Below are 25,303 nucleotides of genomic sequence, written 5' to 3'. Positions count from 1 at the left end.
CTGGCTGCTTGCGATTGCGAAGTGCCAGTCGGCCTCTATCTCGACTGGACGACAACCTCGCAGGCATTTTGCAGCGTCAGAAAATCCTGCACCCGCGCCCAAACCCGCTTTACTTACCCAACTGCCCACCACCCATCCGCTAAATTGTTTCAAAACTTGACGCATTTGGATCCATCCACCATATTGATAGTTAGCAAACTAACTGTATGCGAACTATCCAGTGCCTCAATCCCTCGAACAACTCCAGATGAACCTGAGCAGCAGCATGGTGGTGGGCGCCCGTAACTGGCGCAAAATCTGCCAGACCACGCTGGTGAGCTATGGCATCTCCGAAGCCTGCGCCGTGCCGTTGTTGATGATCGGCCGCTTGGGCGATGGTGTGCATCAGGTCAAAGTCGCCCAGGCGTCGGGGATGGAAAGCCCGTCGCTGGTGCGCCTGCTCGATCGCCTGTGCACCGACGGTTATGTGTGCCGCACCGAAGACATCCATGACCGTCGCGCCAAGGCCTTGAGCCTGACCGAGCGTGGCCGCGAGCTGGTGCAAGCGGTGGAAGTGCAGTTGGTGCGTCTGCGCAAGGAAGTGCTGGCCGATATTCCCCACAGCGATATGGAAGCCGCGCTGCGTGTGCTGCGCGCCTTCGAGGCGGCGTCGCTTTGAACGGATTTTTTACCGGTTTCCCGCCTGCCCGTGATTGGTTCTACGGGGTACGTACCTTCGCGGCGTCGATGATCGCGTTGTACATCGCCATGCTCATGCAAATGCCGCGTCCGTACTGGGCGATGGCCACGGTGTATATCGTCTCCAGCCCGTTTGTCGGCCCTACCAGTTCCAAAGCGCTGTACCGCGCCATCGGCACCTTCATGGGCGCTGCGGCGGCGGTGCTGTTTGTGCCGATGTTCGTGCAGTCGCCCTACATGCTGGTGGTGGTGATTGCCTTGTGGACGGGCACGTTGTTGTTTCTGTCCATGCACCTGCGCACCGCCAACAACTACGCGCTGATGCTGGCCGGCTACACCTTGCCGTTGATCGCCTTGCCGGTGGTGGATAACCCGCTGGCGGTGTGGGACGTGGCCGAGGCGCGCACCGAAGAAATCTTCCTGGGTATCGCAGTGGCAGCGGTGGTCGGCGCGATGTTCTGGCCGCGCCGCCTGATGCCGGTGTTCGATGGCTCGGTGGCCAAGTGGTTTGCCGATGCTCAGGTCTACAGCCAACGCTTTCTGACGCGCCAGGTTGAGCCTGAAGAAATCAGCACCCTGCGCGGTGGTATGGTCGCCACCTTCAACACCCTTGAATTGATGATTGGCCAGTTGCCCCACGAAGGCGCGCGGCCGCAGACGGTGCGCAACACCAAGGAACTGCGCGGGCGCATGATTCACCTGTTGCCGGTCATCGATGCACTGGATGATGCCGTGTACGCCATCGAGCATCGCGCACCGGAGTTTCTTGATCAGCTCAAGCCTTTGTTGGACGAAGCCAACGCCTGGCTGGAAGGCACAACCGAGCAAGCGCCCCTGGAACGCTGGCGCGTGCTGCGCGACAAGGTCGACGCCGCTCAACCCCAGGGCGAAGCGCTGGACGACCGGCACACGCTGCTGTTCTCCAACGCGCTCTACCGTCTCGCAGAGTGGATCGACCTGTGGCAAGACTGCCGCAGCCTGCAAGCCGCCATCCAGTGCGAAAGCCAGGACACCTGGCGCGCCGTCTACCGCCATTGGCGCCTGGGTCGGCTCACGCCGTTCCTCGACCGTGGGCTGATGTTCTACTCGGCGTTTTCAACGGTCACCGCGATCATCGTTGCCTCGGTGCTGTGGATCCTGCTCGGTTGGACCGACGGCGGCAGCGCGGTGATCCTGGCCGCCGTTGCCTGCAGCTTTTTTGCCTCGATGGACGACCCGGCGCCGCAGATCTATCGGTTCTTTTTCTGGACTGCGATGTCGGTGCTGTTCGCCAGTCTTTACCTGTTTTTGGTGCTGCCCAACCTGCATGATTTTCCGATGCTGGTGCTGGCGTTCGCCGTGCCGTTTATCTGCATCGGCACCCTCACCGTGCAGCCGCGTTTTTACCTGGGCATGCTGCTGACGTTGGTGAACACCTCGTCGTTCATCAGCATCCAGGGCGCCTATGACGCCGACTTCCTCAACTTCGCCAACGTCAACCTGGCGGGGCCGGTGGGGTTGCTGTTCGCCTTTGTGTGGACGCTGATCGCGCGGCCCTTTGGCGCCGAACTGGCGGCCAAGCGCCTGACGCGTTTCAGCTGGCGCGACATCGTCAGCCTCACCGAGCCCGCGACCCTGGCCGAACACCGGCACATGGCCGCGCAGATGCTCGACCGCCTGATGCAGCACCTGCCGCGCCTGGCCCTGATCAACCAGGACACCGGCACCGCCCTGCGCGATCTGCGCGTGGCGCTGAACCTGCTCGACCTGCTGGCCTACTCGCCGCGCATCCTCGGCGTGCCACGGGTGCTGCTCAACCAAGTGGTGGAAGGTGTGGGCGGTTACTTCAAGGCGTGCCTCAAGGCCGGTGAACGCTTGCCTGCGCCGAGCGGTCTGCTGATGACCCTGGACCGCACGCGCCGCGCCCTCAACGGCCAAGGCCTGCAAGACGAAGACGACACCCGCCTGCATCTTTTGCATGCGCTGGCAGGCTTGCGCCTGTCACTGCTGCCTGGCGTGGAATTTATTGGCGGCACCGAGATGGAAGCGCCGCTGCCTGATGGAGCGCCTTTATGATCGGTGATCTGGATATCAGCGGGGTGTTCCTGCCCACGCTGCTGGTGCTGATGGGCATTACGTACGTGTTGTTCCTGGTGGTGCACGGGTTGTTGACCCGGCTCCACTTCTATCGCCTGGTCTGGCACCGGGCATTGTTCAATGTGGGGCTCTACGCGCTGTTGCTGGGCGCGGTGGACTCACTCAGTCGATACCTGATGACATGAAAAAACCTTTTTTGACCATCGGCCGTGTAGTCCTCACGCTGTTGATCGTGACGTTTGCGGTCGTCGTGGTGTGGCGCATGGTCATGTACTACATGTTTGCCCCCTGGACCCGTGACGGCCACATTCGTGCCGACATCGTGCAGATCGCGCCGGACGTGTCCGGGCTGATCCAGCGTGTGGACGTGCGCGACAACCAGCTGGTGACCAAGGGCCAAGTGCTCTTCGCCGTCGACCAGGACCGCTTTAAGCTGGCCCTGCGCCAAGCCCAGGCCGCCGTGGCCGACCGCCAGGAAACCCTGGCCCAGGCCCAGCGCGAGTACAAGCGTAACCGTGGCCTCGGCAACCTGGTGCCCAGCGAGCAACTGGAAGAAAGCCAGTCCCGCGTGGCTCGTGCCCAGTCGGCCCTGGCCGAAGCCCAGGTAACGGTGGATTCCGCCCAGCTCAACCTCGACCGCTCGGTGATCCGCAGCCCCGTGGACGGTTACGTCAACGACCGTGCGCCGCGCACCCAGGAGTTCGTCACCGCCGGGCGCCCGGTGTTGTCGGTGGTGGACAGCAATTCGTTCCATATCGATGGTTATTTCGAAGAGACCAAGCTCGACGGCATCCACGTCGGCATGGCGGTGGACATCCGTGTGATCGGAGACAACGCCCGCCTGCGCGGCCATGTGCAGAGCATCGTCGCCGGTATCGAAGACCGCGACCGCAGCAGCGGCTCCAACCTGTTGCCCAACGTCAACCCGGCGTTCAGTTGGGTGCGCCTGGCCCAGCGGATTCCGGTGCGTATCGCCTTTGATGATGTGCCGGCGGACTTCCGCATGATCGCCGGGCGTACGGCTACCGTCTCGATCATCGGCGATAAGGTTAAAGACGGAGACCAGCCATGAAGCAGCTGTTGGCCACTGCCGCGCTGGGTTTGCTGCTGTCGGCCTGCCAGGCGGTGGGCCCGGATTACTCGCTGCCGGATAAAGCTGCGGTCAATCGCGGCGACCTGCAAGGGACGATCGCAGGTGAGGGCAGCAACGTGGTGTCGGCGCCGGTGCCGGCGGATTGGTGGCGGTTGTACAAGGACCCGCGCCTGGATGAGCTGGTGCGCCAGGCGATGGCCTCCAACACGGATCTGCGCGTGGCCGCCGCCAACCTGCAACGCTCGCGGTACCAGGTGCAGCAGGCCGAATCTGCGGGCGGCTGGAGTGCCGGTGCCAAGGCTGAGGCCCAGCGTCTGCAGGAGTCCGGTGAAGCCTTTTTGCTCGCGGACAAGGTGCCGGTCGCCAACATCGGCAGTGTGGGTATCAGCACCTCGTATCAGTTCGACCTGTTCGGCACCCTGCAACGCGGCATCGAAAGCGCCCAGGCCAGTGCTGACGCCACGCAAGCTGCGGCGGATATCGCGCGTATTACCCTGGTGGCCGACGTGGTGCGTTCCTACACCCAGGTGTGCGCTGCCAACGAAGAAAAGGCCATCGCCCAGCATTCGCTCGACCTGCAAGCCGAAGGCACGCGCCTGACACAGCGCCTGCGCGACGCCGGCCGTGGCGACGAAACCCAGGTCACCCGTTCGCAAACCCAATTCAAGTCCTTGCGCGCCGATATGCCGCGTTATGACGCCGCGCGCCAGGCTGGGCTTTTTCGCTTGTCGATGTTGCTGGCCAAACCGGTGGATCAATTGCCCGCCGGCACCAGCAGCTGCGCCGAGTTACCGCACATCGCCCAACTGCTGCCGGTGGGCGATGGCGCCGCCTTGCTCAAGCGCCGTCCCGATGTGCGCCAGGCCGAGCGCCAACTGGCTGCCGCCACGGCGCGGATCGGTGTGGCCACCGGCGCGCTGTACCCGGACATCAGCATCGGTGCCACAGTCGGCACGGTGGGTATCCTGGACAACCTTGGCGAGCCCGCCACCAACCGCTGGGGCTTTGGCCCGCTGATCAGTTGGACGGTGCCGACCAACGGCGCCCGGGCCCGTATCCATGAAGCCGAAGCCGCGACCCAAGGCGCCCTGGCGCACTTCGATGGGGTGGTGCTCAACGCCATTCGCGAGACCCAGACCGGGCTGGCGCAGTACACCGCGTTGCTGCAGCGGCGCGATGCGCTGGCCGAAGCCGAAGCCTCGTCGGAAGAAGCCGCCGACCAGACGCACCGCTTCTACCAGGCCGGTCGCGCTTCGTTCCTGGCCGATCTGCAAGCCACCGGCACCCACACCAGCATGCGCGCGCAACTGGCCGCCGCCAACACCCAGGTCGCCATGAGCCAGATCGATCTGTTCCTGGCCCTAGGCGGCGGTTGGGAAAGCGGACGAACGCAACCCGCGTCGGCCAGCAAACCCTGAGCAAATAGCTATGCTTTGACTGGCGGGCTCCCGTGATGGCCCGCCGGTCAACGTTCGCGTTTGCTCATGGGGATTCCAATAATGAAAAACCCTTATGCTCCCGCTTTCTGGTGCGTGTGTTTTGCACTGGTGTTGTTATCGGCCACCTACTTCTACGGCGTCATGCTGGCTCACCAACTCGACAAGGCGATGGTGTTCCTCGACAGCGCCTGCCTGGTGATCGGCACCCTGTCCATCGGCGTCGTGGCCTGGGCGTCCTACCAGAACCAGCGGGTGAAGAAAAAACTCCTCGAACAAGGCAAGACCCGCGTGGCGATCTGGGACACCAAGGTTGCGTTGCGCCGGGTCGAGACCGTGTTCGATCGCTACTTCTGGGGCAGCTACTGGCAACCGGGGCGTACGTTCCAGGAAGTCATGGGCGACCTGACCGGCACGCCCCTGGAAAAAAGCCTCGAAGTCCTGAAGAAGCAGTGCGTGGCGCTCGATCAACAGGTCGCGGACGGTAGGCACTGGCTGAATAACGCGCGGGAACTGTCCGATGTGGCCACGCAAATGGCCCGCGAGCGCTACCAACTGGACTTCTGCGACCCCAAGACCGACACCCCCGGCAATGCCGTGATACACCGCGAGTTTGAGGTGCTGGTGTACACCTGGACGGCCCGCCTGAAGAGTTTCGACCATCAGTTGGATGAAATCGAGCTGGAGTATTCCTGAACTAGTACGGAACTGATCCCTCTGAAAAGCTGGGCCGTTCGCGGCCGCCAGTGCTAATCTTCCCCCGTTTTCGGCGGGCTTGAGCCAATCCCCCCACGGGGTTCAAGGAAGACAGCCCACTTCTCACAGGATTTGATCAGGTCACTTCATGAATAAGCCAGCCGTTGTTCTTTTGGGTTTCGTTGTCGCCGTCGGCGTCGTCAGTGCAGGCGGTGCCTGGTACACCGGTAAGCAACTGGAGCCCGTGCTGCAAACGGCGGTGCAGGACGCCAACAAGGAACTGCAACGTTCCATGGCCGGTGTCGACGGTACCGTTAACCTGGAGCTGGTGTCCTTGGACCGTGGCCTGTTCAGCAGCACCGCGCACTACCGCCTCAAGGGCCAGGGCTCGTTCTTCGGCGAGCAAAATCCGAACCCTGAGCTGCTATTTGTCGACCATATCGAACACGGCCCGTTGCCGTTTTCGCGCCTGGTGTCGCTGAAGTGGCTGCCGGTCATGGCCACCAGTCATTTCGAACTGGAAAAGAACGCCACCACCGAAAAATGGTTCGCCGCTGCCAAAGACGTGTCGCCGCTCAAAGGCGTGGCCAATATCGGCTACAGCCGTTCGGTCACCGGCAACCTCGAATTGCTGCCGCTGGAGTTCAAGGACGTGACGTCCTCGGTGAACTTCTCTGGCTTGAACCTGGACTTTGACAGCACTGCCGAAGGCAAGAAGGTCAAGGTGGATGGCTACATGAACAGCCTCAAACTGGATGTCATTGACGCCAACGGCGCGCCGTTCAGCGCCGAATTCGCCGGCCTGACCGTGGCCAGCAACCTGGAAAAATCCACCTTCGGCTTCTACACCGGGCAGAACACCGTTGAGCTGACCGATACCAAGCTCACCTTCGGCCCGCAGAAAGCGGTGATGACTCTCAAGGGCTTCGAGCAAAAAGACACCAGCGAAATCAAAGACAACAACATGTCCGGTCGCGTCGACTACAAGATCGACGAGATTGGCTATCAGGGTAAACCGGTCGGCTCTGCCGCCATGGCCCTGAGCTTGAAGAACATCGACGTACCGTCGGGCCTGGTGCTGACCAAGCTGTATCAGGACAAGATGCAGCCGGTGCAAGCCGCCGCCGCTGCCGGTCAGCCGGTGCCCGAGCTGCAACTGACCGAAGCCGAGCAGACCCTGGCAGAAGCCAACGTCAACCAATTGCTGGCCGCCAAGCCGCACCTGGCGCTGGAAAACCTGTCGCTGAAAACCACCCACGGTGAAAGCAAGTTCAACCTGGTACTGGACCTGGCCAAGCCGACCTCTATGGAGCTGCCTCCGGTAGAGTTGGGCAAGCAAATGGTCTCGCTGCTGGATGCCAACCTGACCCTGTCCAAGCCAATGATCGCCGACGTTGCCGCCCTGCAAGCGCAGGTCGGTGGTGTGACCGACCCTAAAGCCATCGAGCAGCAATCCCAGATGGCCAGCGAGATGGTCAGCGGCATGGCCGTCGGCACGCAACTGGCAACCCTGGTCGGCAGCGACGTGGTGTCCAAGCTGCATTACGCCAACAATGAAGTGACGTTCAACGGCCAGAAGATGACCGTCGAGCAATTCATCGGCTTTGTGATGTCCAAAGTCGGTGCGGTCGGCGGCGCGCAGTAAAGATTTCGCCATCGCCCAGAAATAATTAATGGGGGAGCGGGGTTGCCCGCGATAAAGGTCAAAAGGTCGACACTTATGTCGGTTAGCCACCCTTTATCGCAGGCAAACCTGCTCCCCCATTGGTTTTTCAGATTTGGCGTTCAATTCTGAACAATTGTTATGAGTTGTCCTTTTTCCTACAGGCTTCGGAGATAGTTCATACAGGAAAGCTAGGTCGGGTCACGAGACGCCGACACCCTGATGCAAATTGCTCAGGACCACCTATCGTTACAGCTTTCCGTGTGTAAGGAAGCTCACGATATGCTGCGAAACCTCCCACTCAGTGCCTCAGGCCGGTTACGGCTGCTCATCGGGGTAACCTTGTGCAGCCAGTTGCTGATGCCCACCTTCGCCATGGCCGACCCGGCTTATGACGCCCTGATCATCCAGGCGCGCAACGGCAACTTCACACCCGCCCTGACTCAACTGCGCCAACTGCCGGCCGAGCGCCAGACGCCAGGCCAGATCAGCGATCACCTGGTGATCGCCGGTTGGGCCGGCCAGGACGCCGAAGTGCTCAAGGTGTACGAGGCACAGGGACAGAATCGCAACTTGACCGCCCAGGCGCTGGCTACAGTCGCGCGGACTTATCGCAATCAGAAGCAGTGGGCGCAGGCCGAGGCGGTCTATCGCAAGGCGCTGCTGCGTGAGCCGAACAATGTCGACCTGCAACTGGGCCTGGCCCTTACCCAGGCCGACGGCGGCAAAGCCAGCGAAGCGGTGCAACGCGCTCGCGCGCTGGTGACCGCCAAACCGGATGATCCCAACCGACGCATGGCACTGGGTTATGCGCTGACCCGCGCGGGCTTGCAGTACGACGCACTGTTTGAATTCGACCAGGCGTTTATCCGTGCAGGTGACAAGCCGGAAGTGGCTCGCGAATACGTTGTTGCCTTGCAAAAAGCACGTCTGCCCGAGCCTGCGTTGCGCCTGTCGGCTCAGCGCCCTGGTCTTGTCGACCCGGTGACCCAGCGTCGCCTCGAAGGTGACCTGGCCGCCGAACGCGTGCGCATGGCCGAGTTCGCCACGCGTACCGAGAAAGAGCGTTATGTCATCGCTGATCGCGCCTTGCAGGGCTACGACCAGCTCCTTGCCCGTTGGACCCCGGACCCTACGGCCAAAGACGACGTGGTGCGTTGGCGCATCGACCGCCTGGGTGCGCTCAAGGCGCGGGCGCGTACTGCCGAGGTGATCCGCGAGTACGAAACCCTCCAGGCCGAAGGTGTGCAGTTGCCCACCTATGCGGTGCGTTGGGTGGCCGCGTCCTACCTCGACCAGCGCCTGCCGGAAAAGGCGGCGCCGTTGTATCGCCAAGCGCTGAGCGCACCCGATGCGGACGTGGGCGACCGCGTTGAAGACAGCACCGCCTTGTTCTACGCCTTGCTCGAAAACGACCAGGTGGACGAAGCGCGGGCGGTCGCCAAGAACTTGGCCGACAGCCAGAAACCGCGGGTTGAACTCAAGGGATTGCCCATCGGCAACCCCAACGACGAGTGGATGGACGCCCAGCAATTGGCCGCTCAGGCCGGCACCTATGGTTCCGACCTGCCGTCCAGCGAAAAGGCCCTGGAAGAACTGGTCGGCAATGCGCCGGGTAGCATCGGCCTGCGCCTGGCGCAAGCCGAGATGTACCGCGCCCGCGACTGGCCACGCCGCGCCGAGCAATCGCTCAAGGAAACCGAAGCGCAAAGCCCGCGTGACATCGGCCTGGAGATGTCCCAAGGCTTCACGGCCCTGGACCTGCAGGAATGGCGTCAACTCGACATTCTCACCGACGACGTGGTCGCCCGTAACCCGGACAACCGCCAGGTACAGCGCCTCAAACGCCTGCGTGATGTGCACGACATGGCCGAGCTGCGGGTCGAAGCCTATACCGGCAAAAGCTTCGGCGGCGGCAACAACGGTGATGCCGGTGCCGTCTCGGGTAGCCGCGACTGGGGCATTGAAAGCCGGATCTACACGCCGCCCATCGACGAAGACTGGCGCGTGTTCGCCGGTGCCGGTTATGCCACTGCCGACTTTGAAGAGGGCACTGGCCATCACCGTTGGCAAGTGGTCGGCGTAGAGCGTCGGACCCGCGACATGACCATTGAAGCCGAGGTCTCCAACCACTCCTACGGCGATGGCTCCAAACAAGGCGCCGCCGTGTCGATTGCCCGTGACATCAACGATAACTGGCAGTACGGCGGTAGCGTCGGCTACCTGCTGTCCACCACCCCATTGCGGGCATTGAATGACGGGATCACGGCCAACGGCGGCAGCGGTTTCATCCGCTGGCGCGCCAACGAAAGCCGCGAGTGGAAACTGACCCTCAGCCCGTCCCATTTCAGCGACGGCAACGACCGCTTCGAAGCCTTGCTCAGCGGCCGCGAAGGCCTCTACAGCTCGCCGAAAGTGCAAGTGGACCTGGGCCTGGAAGTCGGCGCCAGCCGCAACAGCAAGGAAGACACGGTCTACTTCAACCCGAAGTCGGATTTCACCGTGTTGCCCGTCCTCAACATCAATCATGTGCTCTATCACCGCTACGAGACCCAGTGGAGTCAGCAGTTCCAGGTCGGTGCGGGTACGTATAGCCAGCAGGATTATTCCACGGGTGGCATCGGTCTGGTGGGCTACGGCCAACGCTATCGCTGGAACGATGTCCTGGAAGCCGGCGCCAACCTGAGCCTGATCAGCCGACCTTACGACGGCGATCGCGAACGCGATCTGCGTCTGCTCGTCGACCTCACTTACCGTTTCTAGAAGAGCCTGACCATGACCGTCCTCAGCCGTTGCTTGTTGATTCTGGGCGTAATGCTGGCCAGTGCCTGTGCCCAGCAACCCGCGCCTTTCACTCCACCCGCCGAGCGGCCGACACCGGCCAACGAAGCGCCGTGGCCGAAAAACCATTTCCTGGGCATTGCCTACCACGACGTCGAGGATCGCGACCCCGATCAGGCGGTGGTGGCGGTGCGCACCGAGCGTTTGATCGAACAGTTGGCCTGGCTGCGCGAGAACGGCTACAAGGCGGTCAGCGTCGACCAGATCCTGGCGGCGCGCAACGGTGGGCCTGAGTTGCCGCCCAAAGCGATCATGCTCAGTTTCGACGATGGCTATTCGAGCTTCTACACCCGCGTGATGCCGATCCTGCGTGCCTATCGCTGGCCGGCCTTGCTGGCGCCGGTGGGCTATTGGATCGACACGCCGATGAACCAGCCGGTGGACTTCGCCGGCCAGCCACGGCCGCGTGGCGAGTTCCTGACCTGGCAGCAGATCCGCGAAGTATCTCAATCGGGCCTGGTGGAAATCGCTGCGCACACCGACAACAACCACAAAGGCATCCTGGCCAACCCCCAGGGCAACCTGGAGCCGGCGGCGACCTCGCTGCGTTTTGATCCGGCCACCGGGCGCTATGAAAGCCAGGCGCAATTCGATGCGCGGATGCGTGCCGATGTGGTGGCGATCTCCAACAAGATCCAAAGCGTCACCGGCAAGAAACCACGGGTGTGGGTATGGCCTTACGGTGCCGCCAAAGGCACCTCGCTGGCGATCATTGGCGAGCAGGGCTACCAGATGGCCCTGACCCTGGAAGATGGCCTCGACAGCTCCAGCGACTTGATGAACAGCCCGCGCTTCCTGGTCGCCTCCGACCCGGATGGCGAGCATTTCGCCAACAGCATGGTCGCGGTACAAACCAAGGCGCCGATGCGCGTGTTGCATGTGGACCTGGATAACGTCTACGACCCGGACCCGGCTCAACAGGCACGCAATCTCGACCAGTTGGTACAGCGCGTGGTGGATATGGGCGCCGGGACGGTGTTCCTGCAAGCCTTCGCCGATCCCAAGGGTGATGGCCTGGTGCATTCGGTGTACTTCCCCAACCGCCACTTGCCGGTACGCGCCGACCTGTTCAACCGCGTCTCCTGGCAGTTGCACACCCGTGCCCATGCTGCGGTGTACGCCTGGATGCCGGTGCTCAGTTTTGCCCTCGACCCCAAGCTGCCACGCGTAACGCGCTGGGACCCGGAAACCGGCAAGGTCGGCCTCGACCCGGACCAATATAAACGCCTGTCGCCGTTCGACCCGCAGGTGCGCAAGATCATCGGTGAGATCTACGAGGACCTGGCGCGCAACAACGCCATCGACGGTGTGCTGTACCACGACGATGCGGTGTTCAACGATTTCGAAGATGCCAGCCCCGCCGCGCTCAAGGCCTATGCCGCCGCCGGCCTGCCGAACACCATTGAGGCACTGCGTGCCGACCCGGCCGTGATGCAGCGCTGGACCCGCTTCAAGAGCCGCTACCTGATCGACTTCACCAAGGAGCTGACTGCCAAGGTCCGCGCCATCGGTGGGCCGCAAATACTGACCGCGCGCAATATCTTCGCCGAGCCGATGCTCAACCCCGGCAGCGAAGCCTGGTTTGCGCAGAACCTGGATGATTTCCTGCAGACCTACGACTGGACCGCGCCCATGGCCATGCCGCTGATGGAAGGCCAGGAGTACAGCAACTCCAACGCCTGGCTGGAGAAGCTGGTCGCCACGGTCAAGGCGCGTCCCGGCGCCATGGAACGCACGGTGTTCGAACTGCAAGCCAAAGACTGGCGCACCCAGGCCGCGCCGGATATCGACAGCGCGCAGATGGCTGAATGGATGGGTGTACTCAAGCGCCAGGGTGTCACGAGTTTTGGCTACTACCCGGACAACTTCCTGGAAAACTCCCCGGACCTGAAGACAGTGCGTCCGGCCCTTTCCAACCAATGGAACCCTTGACCATGTTCGATAGAATCCTGGCTTTATTCGTGCTGGCATTGGTATTGGGTGTGCCCCTGGGCCTGATCTTCCTGGTCACCGGGCAGTTCCTGATGGACTTTGTGTTTTTCTATCCGCTGTTCATGTCGGCGCTGTGGATCGCGGGCGGGCTGTATTTCTGGCTGCACTGGGAGCGCCATTGGCCCTGGAAAGAGGATACGCCGGCCCCCGAGCTGGCCGGTAACCCGCTGATCTCGATCATCATCCCTTGCTACAACGAAGGGGATAATGCCGCCGACACCATCCATGCGGCACTGGGTCAGCTCTACCCGAACATCGAAGTGATCGCGGTAAACGACGGCTCCAAGGACAACACCGCCGAGGTACTCGACGCCCTGGCGCTGGAGAACCCGCGTCTGCGCGTGCTGCACTTGGCGCAGAACCAAGGCAAGGCAGTGGCCTTGCGGATGGGCGCCGTGGCGGCGCGCAGTGAATTCCTGGTGTGCATCGACGGCGACGCGTTGCTGGATAAAAACGCGGCGGCCTACATGGTGGCGCCGATGCTGGATAACCCGCGCCTGGGAGCGGTGACCGGCAACCCGCGCATCCGTACGCGCTCGACCTTGATCGGCCGCGTGCAGGTCGGTGAGTTCTCTTCGATCATCGGCTTGATCAAGCGCACGCAGCGAGTGTTTGGCCGGATCTTCACGGTATCGGGTGTGGTGGTCGCGTTCCGTAAAAAGGCGCTGGACCGCATCGACTACTGGAGCACCGACATGATCACCGAGGACATCGATGTCAGTTGGAAGCTGCAGCTCGATCACTGGAGCATCTTCTACGAGCCCCGTGCCCTGTGCTGGATCCTGATGCCTGAAACCGTCGGCGGCCTGTGGAAACAGCGCCTGCGCTGGGCCCAGGGTGGGGCGGAAGTGCTGTTCAAGAATATCCGTGGTATCTGGCAATGGCGTCATCGCTACCTGTGGCCGCTGTTGTTCGAATACTGCCTGTCCACCGGCTGGGCGTTTACTTTCCTGCTGTCGGTGATCTTCTACGTGCTCGGCAAGTTCATGGTGTTGCCTCCGGCGATCACGGTGGACTCCCTGGTTCCGCCAGCGTTTACCGGCCTGGTGCTGGCCATGGTGTGCCTGGTGCAGTTCGCCGTGAGCATCATGATCGACCGCCGCTACGAGAAAGATCTGTGGAAGACCCTGTTCTGGACGGTGTGGTATCCGATGGTGTTCTGGCTAGTCAGCCTGTTCACCACCCTGGTCAGTTTTCCCAAGGTGCTGTTCAACCAGCACCAGAAGCGCGCGCGCTGGGTCAGCCCGGATCGCGGCATCAAACCTACTGAAGAGGAGGCGTGACCATGAAACTGGTCAGAACCCGCCAACGGATGGTGATGTGGATCATCGATGTGCTGCTGACCCTGATGGCCTGGGCCGGGTTGATCTGGCTGCTGGCACGGGGGATCAATTCGATGCTGGAGACCCACGGTGGACCGCGTATCGAAGCGCCGATCTTTGCCGCGCTCAATACCTTGCAGGTGTACCTGTGGATTGCATTGTTCAACGCTGTGATCCTGGTCACCTGGGCGCGCTACCAGCAACGCAAAGGGCGCAAGTTTGCCCAGCGTCGCGCCGAGGCCAAGGCGCTCACCGACAAGAATCTGAGCGAGAGCTTCAGCCTGGGCGAAGGTGACCTGGAGCAACTGCGTCGGCCTGGGGTACTGGTGATCCACAACGATGAGGAAGGCGGTGTGGCGCAGGTCAAATCCCATGTTTCCCGCGATGTGGAAAAACCCGGGCTGACCTTGGTGCCTGGCAAAGACCAGAACAAAGACGCCAGCTGAAACAGTGTTGGAAGATCGTTCCCATGCAATGTGGGAGCGATCCGGTTTAATCCCGACAAATGGGATCCAATTCACAAAACTTCCGCGAACTTTTCTGCTTTTCCCTGTACTAACCTATCTCGGCAATAACTTGATGGCCAACTAATGGCTATTTAAACGTTGTCCGACGAATCGCGATCAAGAGTGCTGCCGCTGGTCGGAATAATATTTCCGGTGACAGGCGTGATATCTCTTTGATTATTTTTAGTTGTTATTAATCAATTGCTTGCATGAGTAACTAGTACGAATGTCCAACTAACTCTTATTTTTGAGTTGTCGGAAGTTCGGTGTTAGTTTGCCGGCCCTTGATTTTCGATGGATCGAACATGTCTTTGTTATTGCCACGGACTCGGTATCTGCTGTGCACTTTCCTGCTCGCTTATTTGAGTCTGAACAGCGCCACGGCCGCCCCTACGCCTGGAGACCAGGACCTGATCCGCGACCGCCAGAACCGCCTCCTCGAAGAGCAGCGCCGGCGCCTGGAAGAACTCCAGGACCTGCCCGGCAAAGACACCCAGCCCCAAGCGCCGGCGCTGCCGGCCGATACCCGTTGCTTTCCCATCCAGGACATCGAACTCAAGGGCGCCGACAGCCTGTCCGCAGCCGATCGCGCACGCCTGCTCAAACCCTACATCGGCCAGTGCCTGGGCGTGGCGCAGCTCAATGAATTGCTCAAGGTCATCACCGACTATTACATCGCCAAGGGCCGTGTCACCAGCCGCGCGTACCTGCCGCAACAGGATCTTTCCAGCGGTCATCTGCAAGTACTCGTGGTCGAAGGCAAGCTCGAAGCCTTGAAGGGCGCCGAGGGCAGCAGCGTGACCGACCGCGAACTGGCCATGGCGTTTCCCGGCAAAGTGGGGGAAGCACTCAACCTGCGCGAAGTCGAACAATTGGTGGACCAACTCAGCCGCTTGCCCTCCAAACAGGCACAGATGGAATTGACCCCTGGCAGCCAGATCGGCGGCAGTGAGGTCGTGGTCAAGAACGTGCCGCAAAAGCCCTGGCGCGCCAGCCTGTCGCGTAACAACGATGGTCAGAAAAGTACCGGCGAACAGCAATGGGGCGCGGGCCTGGAATGGGACAGCCCACTGGGACTGGCCGATCAACTGATTCTGCGCGGTGGACACGACGCCATCAGCGACCACCAGAAAACCTCAAAAAGCAGCATGTTCTATTACAACCTGCCGTGGGGCTGGTGGAACTTCAGCTACAGCTACAGCGAGAGTGAATACCGCACCTTCGGCAGGGTCGATGACTTCAAATTCAAGCAAAACGGCGACAGCCAGAACCACCAACTGCGCGCCGAACGCGTGATCCATCGCGACGATGTGAGCAAGACCTCGGTCAACGTCGGCCTGACGCACCTGCGCACCAACAACTACGTGCTCGACGCACGCCTGCCGACCAGCAGCAACCGCCTCAGCGAGTTCCAGGTCGGCCTCACCCACGGGCGGCGAATCGGCAGCGCCTTCGTCAACCTGGATGTGGGCATGCAAAACGGTATCGGCGCGTTTGACGCGCAAAGCAATCGGCAAGAGCGAGACGCCCAGGGCAACCTCACGGCGACGCCGCGCTATCGCAAATACACCGCCACGATGAGCTACCTGCAACCCTTTACGTTGTGGGGTGAGTCGTTGAGTTTTTCCAGCCTTGCCACTGGGCAACGCAGTGAAGACGTCCTGTATTCACCGCAACGCATGAGCCTGGGTGGTTCCTACTCGGTACGCGGTTTCAAGGACCAGCAACTGAACGGCGACAGCGGTGGCTACTGGCGCAACGAAGTGCGCTGGGCGCGACCGGTCACCCTGGACTGGATGCGCCCGGCCTTCGCCGAATACGGCGCCAGTGTCGGTTATGACCAGGGCGTGATTCGCAACGATCGCTACAACGATGACGAGCACGGGCGGGTATCGAGCAATTCCGTCGAGCTGTTCGCCCGCGGCAAATACGTCAGCACCAGCGTGACCTTTGCCCATTCCCTGGAGCGACCAGGCGTGGTGACCGAGCGCGAAGCGCCGATCTATTTCCGCCTGGATTTCTTCCTGTAATTCAACGCCGCTGCCTTGAGATTTAAGAATATGGATGTTCGCCCTGCTGCCGCCCTGAAAAGCCTGACTCAACGTGGACTTGCGCTGGTCCTGGCCAACGCGCTGTTCTGGCAGCCGTTGCTGGCCAATGCCGACGGCATCGTGGCCAGCGGCCCAGCCACCACGCTCGGCCAGGCCGGCAACGGCGTTCCGGTGGTGAACATCGCCACGCCCAATGGCAGCGGCTTGTCGCATAACCAGTTCAAGGACTACAACGTCGGACCCAATGGCGTGATCCTCAACAACGCCAGCGGGCCGCTGCAAAACACACAACTGGGCGGCATCATCGTCGGCAACCCGAACCTCAAGGGCGGCGCGGCGAACGTCATCCTCAACGAAGTCAACGGCGGCAGCCCCAGCCAGTTGCGTGGCTATACCGAAGTGGCGGGGCAGTCGGCCAAGGTCATCGTGGCCAATCCTTATGGCATCAGTTGCAACGGCTGCGGGTTTATCAACACCCCCAACGTCACGCTGACCACCGGCAAACCTGTGATCGATAACGTCGGTCGCCTTGATCATTACCAGGTGGATGGCGGCGCGGTGACCATCGACGGCAAGGGCCTGAACGCCAGCAACGTCGACCGTTTCGAGATCATCACCCGTTCGGCCAAGATCAACGCGCAGATCAATGCGCGCGAACTCACCGTGATCGCCGGGCGCAATGATGTCGATGCGCAAAGCCTGAAAACCACCGTACGCGCCGATGACGGCAGCGCCAAACCGGAACTGGCAATCGACTCGTCGGCGCTCGGCGGCATGTACGCGGGCGCCATCAAGCTGGTGGGCACCGAAGCCGGCGTGGGCGTGAAGCTCGACGGTACGCTGGCAGCCAGTGGCGGCGACATCCAACTGGACGCCAACGGCCACTTGAGCATGGCTCAGGCCGCATCCAGCGGCGCAGTGGATATCAAGGCGGCGAGCCTGGAGACCAAGGGCCCGGTCTACGCCGGCACCACGCTCAAGGCGCAGACCAAGGGTGAGCTGAAAAACCGCAAGACCCTGGCCGCCCGTGACAGCATCACCCTGGCCAGCAACGGCCAGTTGACCAACAGCGGCATCATCGAAGCCGGCGTCAACGCCGATAACACGCGCAATGCCGGTGGCGACGTCACGCTCGACAGCCAGAACATCACCAACACCGGTCGGGTGATCGCCAATCGCACCCTCACCGCCACCGCCGCACAAGCACTGGATAACCAGGGCGCCACGATGAGTGCCAAGCAGGCGCTGAACGTTACCGCCGCCAGCGTTGATAACCGCAACAAAGGCCAACTGCTCAGCGACGGCGCACAAACCCTCAACGTCAGCGGCCTGCTGGACAACAGCCAGGGCGGCATCATCGACAGCACCGGCGCCTTTGCGCTTTACGGCAATCGCCTGGACAACAGCGCCGGCAACCTCACGGGCGCAAGCTCCATCACCGTGGATTTGCTTGGCGACCTGATCAACCGCAACGGCAAGCTGGCGAGCGTCGGCCCGTTGCTGGTTCAACGCGCCGTCCATGTGGATAACCAGGGCGGCAAGCTCGCCAGCCAGGGCCTGTTGACCCTGTTCGCCAACAGTGTCGATAACCAGAGCAGCGGGACGCTGGCCGCCAACGATGGCCTGGCGCTTACCACCACCGGCTTGCTGCAAAACGGCGGCAACGGGCTGATCCACAGTGAAAAGGCCGGTGTGACGATCACCGCCGGCACCCTCATAAACAACGGCGGGCGCATCGCTGCCAAAGCCGGCGATGCGCTGATCGACGCCACCGACTTCAACAACGGCAGCGGCACGCTGTTGGCCCGTGATCGCATTCGCCTCAGCGGCCTGAATGTGGATAACGGCGGTGAGATCGCGGCCAATCAGATTGATCTGAAGCTGCAAGGCGCCCTGACCAACCGTGGCTTGATCGAAAGCGCCACGACCCTGGAGGTCGACACCGCCAGCCTGACCAACAGTGGCCAGATGCGTGCATTGGGCCAGGCGGGTAAAACCCGCTACGCCATCGGCGGTTTGCTGAACAACAGCGGCAGCCTGGAAACCGCCAACGACCAGTTGAGCCTCGCCGCCGGCACCTTCCAGAACACGGGCGGCAAGGTACTGCACGTGGGCACTGGGGTGCTCGATCTCAGCGGCATCAGCCTTGACGACGTTGGCGGCAGCCTGGTGACCCACGGCGACCTGACCCTCGACAAAACCCGCTGGACCAACAGCACCGCGATCCAGGCCGGACGCCTGACCGTCAATGTCGACAACCTGAACCAGACCGCCACCGGCAAGCTGCTCGGCACCCGTGCACTGGTCGGCAATGGCCTGGACTGGACGATTGGCGGCACCGTCGCCAGCCAAGGCAGCCTCGACCTGTCCGTGGGCAACCTGCTCAATGATCATGGCCTGATCTTCAGCGGCGGCGACATGAACCTGCGGGTCGACCGCCTGAAAAACCTCGCTGCCAACATCTACGCCATGGGCAACCTACGCGTTGATCGCGACGGTCAGGGCGGGCTGGCTTCCAGCATCATCAACAGCTCGGGCACTATCGAAAGTGAACGCAACCTGGCCCTGGCGGCCAGCACGATCGATAACATCCGCACCGTGCTCACCACCGAGTCGGGCATCTACAGCGCTTCCATTACACCCGTCGCCTGTATCGATGGCGTGACCGGCGGCGACTGTGAAGGTGGCAAGCAGAACCGGCCGTTCCAGATCACCCAGCGTGACCACTTCATCGTCACCAACGCCACGGCCGGCGCCAGCATCACCTCCGGCGCCAACATGCAGCTTACCGGCGGCACGTTGCTCAACAGCAGCAGTAGCATCGCCACCGGCGACGACATGACCGTGCGTGTCGACCAACTGACCAACGTCGGTCTGGTGACCCACGACACTCAATACGATCGTGTCTTTAGCTCTGAGCGCGAGCGCAAGCCGGCGGGCTGGTACCGCGAGGCGGCGGCGTTCACTGCGCGTTATTCAGCGGGCAAGAACATGGACGGGGTTGAAGCCGCCATGGCCGCGTTCATCGGCAAAATGGAGAGCGAAAAAACCGCCCTGCGCAAAACGACCCAACTGATGGTGCCGGACCAAAGCTACGCCGCAGTCATCCAGGCCGGTGGCGCAGTGGCCGTAAGCGCCCAGGAAGGCATCGATAACCGCGTCGTGAAGCGCGGCTACACCTACGTCGGCAGCGGCGCCAACACCAACGCGCCGGGCTTCTCGACCGAGGTCAGCCTCAACCCCCAACTGCCGCCGGACGTTGCCCAGCAACAGGTCAACCCACTGGGCCTGCCCGGCTTCAACTTGCCGACCGGTGAGAACGGGTTGTTTCACCTCAACGACGGCAAGGGCGTGAACGGCCTGCCGACCAGCCAGTTCGCAGCCAACCCGCACAAGTACCTGATTGAAACCAACCCGCTGCTCACCGACATGCGTCAGTTCCTGAGCTCGGACTACATGCTCACCAAACTCGGCTACGACCCTGACACGGCGCAGCGTCGTCTGGGCGACGGTTTCTACGAGCAGCGCCTGATCCAGCAAGCTGTACTCGCCCGCACCGGTCAGCGTTTCATCGACGGCCAGACCAGCGATGCCGACCTGTTCAAGCACCTGATGGACAACGCCATCGGCAGCAAAAGCGGGCTGAACCTGTCGGTGGGTGTGAGTCTCACCGCCGAGCAGGTCGCGGCCCTGACCCACGATATTGTGTGGCTGGAAAATGCCACCGTGGCCGGGCAACAGGTGCTGGTGCCAGTGCTGTACCTCGCTCAGGCCGGCAACCGCCTGGCGCCCAATGGCGCGTTGATTTCCGGCAGCGACGTCAACCTGATCACCGGCAAAAACCTCAATAACGCGGGTACCCTGCGCGCGACCGGCAGCCTCCTGGCAAACGTCGGCGGCAACCTCACCAACAGTGGGTTGATGGAAGCCGGTGGGCGCCTCGACCTGCTCAGCGGCAACAACTTGAGCAACCGCGCGGGCGGTGTGATCAGCGCGGGCAACGTCAACCTCGCCGCTGGCGCCGACCTGCTCAACGAACGCAGCGTCACCACCCACGAAAGCGCCAGCAGCTACCGCACCGAACGCAGTGACTTCGTCGACAGCGCCGCGCGTATCGAATCGGCCAAGGATTTGACTTTACAAGCCGGGGGCAATTTCAACAGCGTCGGCGGCGTGCTCAAGAGCGGTGTCGACACCACGGTCAAGGCCGTGGGCGACGTCAACATCACCGCCTCGAAAACCCTCGACAGCGGCGCCATCGGCAACCGCTCGAGCTTCACCACCATTGCCCAGCAAGGCTCCGTGGTCGACGCCGGCCGCGACCTGCATGTGATTGGCGGACGTGATATCAGCGCCGTGGCCAGCCAGGTCGAGGCCAAGCGCGACGTCAACTTGATTGCCATCCGCGACCTCAGCGCCTTTGCGGCGGCTAACGAGCAGCACTCCACGGGCAACACAAAAAAGGTCAAGAGCATCGAAGACCACGTGCAGCAAGTGTCCAGCGTGATCAAGGCCGGCGGTGACGCCACCCTGAGCGCCGGGCAGAACCTGCAACTGGTCGCCAGCCAGGTGAATGCCGGCAACGAGGCGTACCTGGTGTCCGGCAAAAACCTCGACCTCAAGGCCGCTGCCAACCAGGACTACAGCTTCTACAGCAAGACCAAGAAAACGGCCCAGGGCAAAAAATTCCGCCTCGACGAAACCGACGCCGTGAACAACGTCGGCAGCCTCGTCAGCGCCGGCAAAAACAGCACCGTCGTGGCCGGTGAAAACCTGCTGCTGGCCGGCAGTGCCGTCACTGCCGAAAAAGGTGCCACCCAACTGGTGGCCGGCCAGGACGTGAACATCCTCGCCGTCAGTAACGCCGACAGCGCCCGCCACGAACGCAAGGAAAGCAAAAGCAGCTGGGGTGGGCTCAAGTCGAGCAAGGTCCAGGACAAAGTCGACGAAAAACGCACCACCGCCCTGGGCAGCATGGTCTCCGGCGAAACCGTCACCGTCGCCGCCAAGCGCGACGCCACCGTCACCGGTTCCAACCTGGTCAGCACCGGCGACCTCGCCGTCCAGGCCGGCCGCGACCTGACCATCGACGCGGCGCAGAACACCTTCGCCCGCACCGACATGCACAAGGAAAAAAATCGCGACCTCACCGGTGTGTTGACCGGCAACAAGCTCGGTCTGGACGACATGACCGGCAACCAGAAGCTGTACATCAACAGCTCCAAGCACAACGGCACCGCCAATGAAATGACCTTGACCAGCAGCACCATTGGTTCGAGTGCGGGCAATGTATCGTTGACCGCTGGGCGTGAGTTGAAGGTGGTGGCCAGTGATCTGGTGAGCACCAAGAACATGGAGTTGAGTGGTGCCAATGTCACCGTCACCTCGGGTGTGGAGACGGCCAGTCAGACCAGTAAGGACAGTTCCAAGAGCCTCGCGGTAGGCCGAGTGATCGCGGGCACCGTGGTCGACACCGCCAACAGCATCCGCGACGCAGCCGAGGCGGCGCGCAGCTCCGACGACCCGCGGCTCAAGGCCGTGAAGATCGCCCAGGCGGCGTTGTCGATGTACAACCTCAATAACCAGGCGGGCGATCTCGCTAAACAAAGTACCGGTTTCAAAGACAAAACCGGTGGCTCCGCCGGCAACGGTTCGTTCATCAAGATCGGCACCGAACTGGCTAACACCCGCACCAAAAACAGCAGCGAATACACCGCGCAGACCGCTCACCAGAGCAACCTCAACGCCGGGGGCAAACTGTCGATCATCGCTGCGGGCGATGCGCCGGGCACTGTGGGTGACTTGACGATTACCGGCAGCACGTTGAAAGCCGACAGCACGTTGCTGTCCGCGAAAAACAACATCCTGATGCAAAGCGCACAGAACACCACCGACCGCAAAAACGACGGTTCGCGCAACCGGACCGCTATCGGTGCCAGCTTCAACATCGGTGAGCAAAACGGTTTCACCATCGACCTCGGTGCACAAACCGCCAAAAACCTTGGCTCTGGAGGCTCGGTTACCCAGGTCAACACCACGTTGGACACCGGCTCGCTGGTACTGCGCAGCGGCCAGGACACCAGCCTGATCGGCGCGCAGGTACGTGCTGACCGTATCGATGCCAACATCGGCGGCAACCTCAACATCCTGTCGCGCCAAGACACCGAAACGTCCAAGAGCAAGCAGAACAGTGCGGGCTTCGGTGCGAGCATCTGCATTCCGCCGATCTGTTATGGCTCCCCGGTAACCGCGTCCGCGAACCTGGCGGCGTCGAAGATGAACAGCGACTACCAGGCGGTTACCGACCAGAGCGGCTTCTTTGCTGGCAAGGGTGGCTACACCATCGATGTGGCCAAAAACACCACCCTGAAAGGTGCGGTGATTGCCAGCGAGGCTGCGGCCGACAGTAACCTGCTGCTCACCGATCGGTTGCTGGTCAGTGACATCAAGAACAAGAGCGAGATCAAGAGCCAATCGGCCGGCGTCAGCGTCTCCGGTTCCTACAGTAGCGGCGCGAGTACCCTCACGCCGGGTGCCTTGTATGGCATGTCGCTGAACGATTCGGACCACAGCTATACGCGCAGTGCTGTCAGCGAAGGCACGATCGTGGTGCGTAACCCTGAGGGCGCGGGTGACCTGGTCGGCCTTAACCGTGACACGGCCAACGCCAACCAGCGCCTCGACAAGCCTGATGAAAAGGCCATGCAGGAACGCATGGACCTGATCAAGAGTTCGATGGAGCTGACCAAGGGCATTGGCGATGCGATTGCTGCGGCGCGGATCAAGGCCGCCAACGACCCAAACAGCGACGTCAGTAAAGCTACGCGGCAGAAGCTGATTGAAGACGGTATCTCCAACCCGACACCGGAACAAGTCAGCCAGCGTGCCCAACAGGATTACGGCGTTGGCAGCAGCTTCCAGAAGGCCAGTCAGGCGGTGACTGCCGTGGTGCAAGCGGCGATGGGGGGCAGCGTAGGTGGTGCTCTGGCGGGGGCGGCAGCGCCGTATCTGGCACAGGAGATCAAACTGAAAACTGAAGGCGACCCTTATGCCAACCTGATGGCTCATGCGGTGCTGGGTGCGGTGCTGGCGCGGGCCGGTGGTAACTCCGCGCTGGCAGGGGCAGCCGGGGCTGTGGCTGCGGAGAAGACCGCACAGCTGATTAAAGAAAGTTTGTATGGCGGAGTCAGTAACGAAAACCTGTCCGAAGCGCAAAAGCAGACAATTTCCAGTCTCTCGACCTTGGCGGCTGGGCTCTCCGGATCGTTGGTTGGCAAGGACGCGCTAAATGCGGTGGCAGCCGCGCAGGTTGGGAAGAATGCGGTTGAAAATAACTTGTTGGCGAACAAGTACGGGGTAAAAAAGCTGGATAAAGCCAGCCTTGAACTCTATGAGAAGCTCAAGGAAGCGGACATAGGCAGCATTGATGATCTGCAAAAACGCTACAAGGGTTGTGCGGGTGATGGTGCTTGCGAGCGCGACATTCGTAATGAATACCGCAATCAAGAAAATGAAGCAGGGAAAAAACTCCTGGGCCTTTACCAGATAGGGAAGCTGACACGGGATGAGTACAACGTTTTTGTAGCCGACTATTCCATCGCCATGCTGGAAGGCGTGAAAGAAGGGCAGCGCAATGGAGAGGGCGCAGGCTTTCTTGATATATATTCGCTTTCAGGCGCGGATTGGGCGCCGGCGGGAGTGATCGGCAATCCTTACGTCGATGCGATTAGGGCTAGTGAGAAGATCGCCGAGTGGAAGCGTCAAGGACTCAGCGACGAGAAGATTGTTACGCGTGCTCAGCTGGATGGATTAATTGGTTCAAACTTGGCTCCCGTAGATGTACCGGGGGTGATCAATCTTGTCGATAATGGCGCCAGCAGGGAGGAAGTTCTAAAATTCGCCGCAGCCATTGCTTTGGGCAAAGCGCTAGGTGGGACAAAAGGGACGGGCACAGGAAAGACGCCATATACCTCGACTGTCTCGCCGGATGCTGAGGCCGGCATGCCGTATGCCCACCCGGTAAAGGAGTCTGGGGCGAAAGATGCAGTGCCTCAAATCAAAGCTGGTGCTGCCGGTGGTGAAACAGCAGGTAAGGCCTTCCCACAAGCTGTAAAGGATGCTGCCAAAGCAGAGAATCCACGTTCAACATGCGTGTATTGTCGTATTGATGGAACTGGAACCCAAGTTGATCATGCGATTCCAAAGGCTAGAGGGGGAGATGCTACACTCGAAAATGCTCAAATGGCGTGCCCGCACTGTAACGCTTCAAAGGGCGCACGAGATTTTCCTGTCAATCCTCCGCCAGGGTATCGTGGTGAATGGCCTCCTTCACACTGGTAAAAATGAGTAGAGAATATATATGAAGTATCAGCCCGGAGAATATGAAGCTGTTCATCAAGCGCCTGTTTGGCGTGATCGTGCCAATTTCATATTTGTCGCTCACCTTGGGACCAAGGATGGAAATAACGAGTGGGAGCAATTATGGGGTCAAAAAACAGCCGCCCACAGATTCATCCTTTGCTGTATTCCATTTTTTGCTCAAGACATCGGTTTAGGCGACGAAGTGGAAACAGATGTTGACTTTGTAGTCCAGCGAGTTATTCAGCATGCTGGGCAAACCACTTTCAGGGTGTGGTTTGGTGCCCACGATAAGACTACACGCGAAGCATTGATGCTAGAGATTGAGACAATGGACCCATTAATGGAATGGTCTTCAGAAAACCTACTTGCACTTAGCCTTTCTGATGGAGTCGAAGCGCAGCGTATGGCTAATTATTTACAAGCGCGTGAGGAGCAAGGCTTGCTTAAATACGAAACTGGGCGGCGTTGAAATTAAAAAATAGTAAAAAATAGGGGTCAGACCACGGTTTTGCGCTTTTTAGAGTTCAGCAGGATTGCTCTTTTATAATATGATTTATTTTTTGTAATTATTCGATTTTGTTGGCCTGG

Annotated in this window: 14 protein-coding genes; all 14 read left to right on the top strand. The window is 61.1% G+C overall.

Annotated features, from left to right (window positions below):
* The first annotated feature begins 247 nt into the window (after positions 1 to 247).
* The 14 genes from HX868_RS03000 to HX868_RS02935 all read left to right on the top strand — a co-directional run bounded on the left by HX868_RS03000 (position 248) and on the right by HX868_RS02935 (position 25,184).
* Complete coding sequence (locus HX868_RS03000; protein ID WP_016976686.1) at positions 248 to 658, top strand: MarR family winged helix-turn-helix transcriptional regulator; 411 nt, start codon at positions 248 to 250, stop codon at positions 656 to 658.
* A complete protein-coding gene (locus HX868_RS02995; RefSeq protein WP_177001854.1) occupies positions 655 to 2,733 on the top strand; it encodes an FUSC family protein in 2,079 nt (692 codons plus the stop codon). The genes HX868_RS03000 and HX868_RS02995 overlap by 4 nt, the downstream gene beginning before the upstream one ends.
* Positions 2,730 to 2,939 (top strand): DUF1656 domain-containing protein, encoded by a 210-nt coding sequence (locus HX868_RS02990; RefSeq protein ID WP_010214247.1) that lies wholly within the window; start codon positions 2,730 to 2,732, stop codon positions 2,937 to 2,939. The genes HX868_RS02995 and HX868_RS02990 overlap by 4 nt, the downstream gene beginning before the upstream one ends.
* Positions 2,936 to 3,826, top strand: coding sequence for an efflux RND transporter periplasmic adaptor subunit (locus HX868_RS02985; RefSeq protein WP_038842430.1), 891 nt, complete (start codon positions 2,936 to 2,938; stop codon positions 3,824 to 3,826). Before HX868_RS02990 ends, HX868_RS02985 begins: the two co-directional genes overlap by 4 nt.
* A complete protein-coding gene (locus tag HX868_RS02980) occupies positions 3,823 to 5,265 on the top strand; it encodes an efflux transporter outer membrane subunit (RefSeq protein WP_177001853.1) in 1,443 nt (480 codons plus the stop codon). Before HX868_RS02985 ends, HX868_RS02980 begins: the two co-directional genes overlap by 4 nt.
* A gap of 81 nt (positions 5,266 to 5,346) precedes the next feature.
* Entirely contained in the window at positions 5,347 to 5,979 is a 633-nt protein-coding gene (locus HX868_RS02975) for a hypothetical protein (RefSeq protein WP_064052477.1), read from the top strand.
* A gap of 148 nt (positions 5,980 to 6,127) precedes the next feature.
* Positions 6,128 to 7,624 carry a YdgA family protein gene (locus HX868_RS02970; protein WP_177001852.1) on the top strand — a complete coding sequence of 499 codons (1,497 nt, stop codon included), beginning with the start codon at positions 6,128 to 6,130 and terminating at the stop codon, positions 7,622 to 7,624.
* 300 nt (positions 7,625 to 7,924) lie between these two features.
* Positions 7,925 to 10,405, top strand: a complete 2,481-nt coding sequence (pgaA, locus tag HX868_RS02965) for a poly-beta-1,6 N-acetyl-D-glucosamine export porin PgaA (protein ID WP_177001851.1) — start codon at positions 7,925 to 7,927, stop codon at positions 10,403 to 10,405.
* A 12-nt stretch (positions 10,406 to 10,417) separates the two neighbouring features.
* A complete protein-coding gene (gene pgaB / locus HX868_RS02960) occupies positions 10,418 to 12,415 on the top strand; it encodes a poly-beta-1,6-N-acetyl-D-glucosamine N-deacetylase PgaB (protein ID WP_177001850.1) in 1,998 nt (665 codons plus the stop codon).
* Between the two features lie 2 nt (positions 12,416 to 12,417).
* Positions 12,418 to 13,758 carry a poly-beta-1,6-N-acetyl-D-glucosamine synthase gene (gene pgaC / locus HX868_RS02955; protein ID WP_095014190.1) on the top strand — a complete coding sequence of 447 codons (1,341 nt, stop codon included), beginning with the start codon at positions 12,418 to 12,420 and terminating at the stop codon, positions 13,756 to 13,758.
* Between the two features lie 2 nt (positions 13,759 to 13,760).
* Positions 13,761 to 14,243, top strand: a complete 483-nt coding sequence (pgaD, locus tag HX868_RS02950; protein ID WP_095014191.1) for a poly-beta-1,6-N-acetyl-D-glucosamine biosynthesis protein PgaD — start codon at positions 13,761 to 13,763, stop codon at positions 14,241 to 14,243.
* A gap of 365 nt (positions 14,244 to 14,608) precedes the next feature.
* Entirely contained in the window at positions 14,609 to 16,333 is a 1,725-nt protein-coding gene (locus HX868_RS02945) for a ShlB/FhaC/HecB family hemolysin secretion/activation protein (protein ID WP_246355469.1), read from the top strand.
* 30 nt (positions 16,334 to 16,363) lie between these two features.
* Positions 16,364 to 24,694, top strand: a complete 8,331-nt coding sequence (locus tag HX868_RS02940; protein WP_177001849.1) for a two-partner secretion domain-containing protein — start codon at positions 16,364 to 16,366, stop codon at positions 24,692 to 24,694.
* A 19-nt stretch (positions 24,695 to 24,713) separates the two neighbouring features.
* The gene (locus tag HX868_RS02935; RefSeq protein ID WP_177001848.1) at positions 24,714 to 25,184 is read left to right on the top strand and encodes a DUF4265 domain-containing protein; all 471 of its coding nucleotides are present in this window, start codon (positions 24,714 to 24,716) and stop codon (positions 25,182 to 25,184) included.
* Positions 25,185 to 25,303: the final 119 nt, after the last annotated feature.

The sequence above is a fragment of the Pseudomonas reactans genome (assembly GCF_013385825.1).
GTDB lineage: Bacteria > Pseudomonadota > Gammaproteobacteria > Pseudomonadales > Pseudomonadaceae > Aquipseudomonas > Aquipseudomonas reactans.
Note: the sequence above shows the minus strand (reverse complement) of the source record. Positions and strands in the feature narration are given on the sequence as shown.